Below are 4,967 nucleotides of genomic sequence, written 5' to 3'. Positions count from 1 at the left end.
CTCGCTGAGAATCTATTATCGGTTCTTACTATCACTAGGAAGCACAGGTTTCAAGTTCTGATCGACGCTGATACTATGCACTTCATGCGTTCAAACCAGACACTGTTTACCGCTTCAGTGGGAGAAAATAATGTGGCCTTGCTTGATGGAAAGACTCAGATTCAGCCTAACTCTCTACCATCTCACTCTGCCTCTGCTGCCTCGTCGTCTGTACCCTATGAGATCTGGCATAAGCGTCTTGGCCATCTCGGGCATGATCGACTCTCTAGGCTGGCTAAAGAGAATATGGTTGACTCACTCGCTGTACAACTCCCAGCTCAATCGCCCCTTTGCGTATCTTGTCTTGATGGAAAGCAGAAACGCTTCCCTTTCAGCCATACTGGTACTCGTCGCTCTGAGCTCTTGGAACTAGTGCATTCGGACCTTCATGGACCTCTGCCAGTTTCGACTCAGTCTGGCTATCGATACTGGATTAGCTTCATTGATGACATGTCTCGCTTCAGGCGCATCTATCTTCTAAAGAAGAAAAGCGACGCCTTTGATGCCTTTAAGCTCTATCATGCTTGGGCAGAGAAGCAGACTGGTCTCAAGCTAAAGGCTCTTAGAGACGATAAAGGTGGTGAATATATGTCTAATGACTGGGAGAAATACATGCTAGAGCGAGGTATAGAGCGGCAACATACTACTCGGGCTACTCCTCAACAGAATGGTGTGGCTGAGCGAACCAATGCTCTTCTAGACGAAGGAACTGCATGCTTACTTGCTGATGCTCATCTCCCTGCGTCATTTTGGGGAGAAGCTCTTAGCTGCTTCCTACATGTCTTGAATCTATCGCCTACCTCTGTTCTGAAGGATAAGACCCCTTTTGAAGCCTTCCTTCATCGGAAACCTACTGTTGATCATCTCCGCGTTTTTGGCTGTCGAGCTTATGTCCATGTGCAACGAGACAAGCGCAAAGGACTCCAGCCTAAGTCGGAACACTGTATCTTCATCGGTTATCCTCTCGAATATCGAGGCTGGAAGTGCTACAATCCTGTGACCAAGAAGGTCATAATTAGCCGAGATGTCGTCTTTGTGGAATCAGAGCTGCCAGGTATAAGTATTGGTGGAGGAGCTGGGCCTGCTTATGAGCCTCTTGCGTCGACGCCAGATGCAGGGGGGAAGGACTCCAGTGCCTCTGGCTCTCTCCCAACTTTTAATTTCGACACTAGCTCTGATTCTGATGATTCTGACTCTGATTCCGATTCTGATGATTCTCCCTCATCGTCTTTGTCTCAGTTTCCTGATCCTGGTTCCTCTTCGCATTCGATTGCTCCTGGTTCTCATACTGCACCCAATGCTGGGTCCCTGAATTCTGGCTCATCCTGGATACCCTCGCCTTCTGCATCGCCTGCTCCTGAGACTGATGCTGCGTCGACTCCTAGAAACACTCCTGATCCTCCAAGCAACCTCCGACGCTCCAGTCGAGCTAGGAAAGCGCCTGTTGAGTATTGGAAGCTTCCTAAGGATAGACAGCGTGCTCCTGCTCCAGTACCTGATGCTTCGGATCAAGCACAACACTCTGGCTCGGATGTAGACACTGCCATGCATATCGCAAATTGTGCTGCTGAGCGTGCTCTCTCTGACCAAGAGCTGGTTGAGTATGCTTTCCTCACCTCTGGAAATGAGCCGAGAACGCTCCATGACGCTCTCCAGAGAGATGATGCGCCCTTGTGGCAGGAAGCTGCTAAATCCGAGTACTCTGCGCTCCTAGAACATGGAGTGTGGGATCTTGCTGAATGCCCACCTAATCGTAAGCCTATTGGCTGTGGCTGGGTGTTCCGGATCAAGTACAATGCTGATGGCTCTGTTGAGCGATATAAGGCTCGTCTAGTGGCTAAGGGCTTCGCCCAAAAGCCACATTTAGACTACACTGAGACCTTTGCACCGGTTGTCAAGTTTGGCTCGCTTCGTACTATTATTGCTGTGGCTGCTATGGAAGACCTTGAGCTCGATTCGATGGACATATCTTCTGCCTTCCTAAATGGCGACCTGGAGGAAGAGATCTTTATGACTCAACCAGAAGGGTTTGCTGTGCCAGGCAAGGAACACCTTGTGTGTCGTCTTAAGAAGTCGCTCTATGGTCTAAAGCAAAGTCCAAGACAATGGTATCATAAGCTTAATGAGACCTTTATACAACTTGGCTTCCGGCGCATTCAGAGCGATAACTGCATCTATGTATGGGCTAAGGATGGTCAACGTATTATGATCCCTGTCTTTGTCGATGACTTGACACTTGCTGCTACTGGACGCCCTCTGATGGATTCTATCAAGGCGGAATTACAGCGCAAGTTCAAAATGCGAGACTTAGGTCCTCTGCATTACATCCTAGGCATCCAGGTGATCCGTGATCGCTCCAAACGCCTCATATATCTCTCTCAGGCTAAGCACATCGATGACGTCCTTGCTAAGCATAATATGACGAACTGTCGACCTGTCTCTACGCCTCTGGATAAGTCTGTGACTCTCTCTAACGATGACAGTCCAGATACTCCTGAAGAGACTGCGTATATGCGTTCTGTGCCGTATCTGAGCGCTGTTGGAAGCCTGATGTATCTGTCTGTTGGTACTCGCCCAGACATTGCATATGCAGTGGGAGCTCTGAGTCGATTCAACTCCAATCCAGGCCGTATCCATTGGCAGCAATGCCAGCGCGTTTTTCGATACTTACAAGGCACTAGAGACCTTATGCTGCAATATGGTGGCAAATCTGATATTAAGCTGGATGTTTATTCCGATGCAGACTATGCTGGTGATCTAGACAGCGCTCGCTCTACTAGTGGATATGCTGCTTTTGTTGGGACGTCTCTCGTCTCTTGGGCTAGCCGCAGACAGCCTGTCGTTGCGAAATCTACTACTGAAGCCGAGTATATCGCTGCTAATGAAGCTGGATCTGAAGGAGTCTGGTTTCGCAGTTTCCTGGAGGAACTTGGCTATCCCCAGAAGTCTGCAACCGCTCTGTACATGGACAATCAGTCTGCGATTAAAGTAGGGAAGAATCCCGAACACCACAGTCGCATGAAACACTTGAATACGAAGTATCACTGGCTGCGAGAGCAAGTAGAGGATCGGACCTTCAGTCTGGAATATGTGCCGACTGATACGATGACTGCTGATATCCTGACGAAGCCATTGGAGCGAACTCTGCATGAGAAGATGTGTCACTTGCTTGGCTTGCGTAGACATGCCTTGTCGTGAAGTGGGAGTGTTAAAGGATGTGTTCCATGGCACTCTATCTTCGTTTTTTCTTTCTTTACAATCCTAACCACATCATCCTATTCCTAACCACATCGTCCTATTCCTGACCACATCGTCCTATTCCTAACCACATCGTCCTCGTCCTAACCACATAGTACTTGTTCCTCTGTGTCGCTTCTTCTCTCTTTTGTCTGCTACATGTATATAAGTACCCCAGTAGCTAGACTCGAATCCCCATCGGTTTTCCCCTCTGAGTCTGTTCGCTTCCAGCTCCTTTAACAGGTTATGGGCCTTACTGCTTCGAACTTAGCTCAGGAATCGATCTAGCTCTCTCCTCATCGACCTTTGGTCTCTCCTCATCGACTTTTTGTCTCTCCTCATCGACTTTTGTCTTTCATTGACTTTTGGTCTCTCCTCATCGACCTTTTGTCTCTCCTCATCGACTTTTAGTCTCTCCTCATCGTCTTTGGACTTCTCCTCATCATCTATCACTCTCTTCTCTCTCTATGTCGCCCTCTTCGTCTTCGTCGCACTGGGACGTTCCCCAGCTGACTACTGCGAACTATTCGGACTGGAGAGATAATATTGAAGCTCTCTTAAAGAAGGATGGACTCTGGAGCCATATCTCTGCTTTGCCTCCTTCGACTTCTGATCCTAAATCTCACCGGGAGCATGTTACTGGCTGTGAGAAAGCGGCTGGACTCATCTACCTCTCAGTCTCACCCCAGCTCAGGGGGGAGATAAAAGCGCATAAAGATTCAGCTAAAGCTATGCTTGACGCCCTAGAATCGCGTTTTGGGAGCTCTGTGTTCGCCTCTAGGCATAATGCCATCTCTAGTCTTGTCACATTGTCTATGTCTTCAGATGAGACTGCTTCTGCCTTTATGGCTCGGGTTAGAGACGCTCAGAACGTCCTGTTAGCTGCTATGCCTGCAAAAGACTACTCGCTTGCAACTCTGGTTGAAGAGCTAGGTGTCTACACTCTGCTCAGAGGCACTCCATACACTGCGCTTGCTACCTCCCTTCTCGCCCAGGACACTTTGTCCATTGGCAAGGTTGAGGATGCAATTAAAAACGAAGAGCTGCGTGTCACTGGAGCCTCCCAGGTCGCTGCTGCATCAGTAGCTGCCCATTCTCGCTTCCCTACGTCGTCTGCTGCTTCCCCTGACCTCCACTGCACATTCTGCGGCCTGTCTGGCTCGCATGTGGTGGAGAACTGCTTCAAATTCAAAGAAGCGTCTCAGGAAGCGCAGAACAAGACTAAGGCAAAGAAGAAAGGCAAAGGCAGAGCTAATGCGGCTAAAGAGGTTGATCCTCAACCTACAGAATCTGCTGGTGCTGCAAGTACTCGTTCCTCTCCCTCCAATACCTCAGTCTCTGACTTCTGGAATGCAGACACAGGGGCCACTAGTCATATGACCCCCAGACGAGACTGGTTTAAAGACTATCGTCCCAGTCAAGTCCTAATTCGTGTTGCAAACCATGAGATTGTCAGAGCTGCTGGAATCGGTTCGGTTGAGTTTCTCCCTGTAAAACAAGGACTTGTACTTTCCCCAATTGTCTTTACCAACGTCCTACATGTGCCTGCTCTCGCTGAGAATCTATTATCGGTTCTTACTATCACTAGGAAGCACAGGTTTCAAGTTCTGATCGACGCTGATACTATGCACTTCATGCGTTCAAACCAGACACTGTTTACCGCTTCAGTGGGAGAAAATAATGTGGCCTTG

The 4,967-nt window shown here is 48.8% G+C and carries 3 protein-coding genes; 2 read left to right on the top strand and 1 reads right to left on the bottom strand.

The annotated features are described in order from the left end of the window. Positions 1-84: 84 nt before the first annotated feature. Positions 85-3,237: a reverse transcriptase domain-containing protein gene (locus VGH54_RS29750; protein WP_331515776.1), complete on the top strand. Its 3,153-nt coding sequence runs from the start codon at positions 85-87 to the stop codon at positions 3,235-3,237. 306 nt (positions 3,238-3,543) lie between these two features. Here the strand turns inward: VGH54_RS29750 and VGH54_RS29745 are convergent, their stop codons facing one another. Further along, positions 3,544-3,729, bottom strand: coding sequence for a hypothetical protein (locus tag VGH54_RS29745; protein WP_331515775.1), 186 nt, complete (start codon positions 3,727-3,729; stop codon positions 3,544-3,546). Between the two features lie 14 nt (positions 3,730-3,743). Here VGH54_RS29745 and VGH54_RS29740 point away from each other — a divergent pair. Next, positions 3,744-4,967: hypothetical protein (locus VGH54_RS29740; RefSeq protein ID WP_331515774.1), on the top strand; the 1,224-nt coding region annotated here is incomplete at its 3' end.

The organism is Mycobacterium sp. (assembly GCF_036488105.1).
Lineage (GTDB): Bacteria > Actinomycetota > Actinomycetes > Mycobacteriales > Mycobacteriaceae > Mycobacterium.
This window is presented reverse-complemented; position numbering and strand designations above follow the sequence as displayed.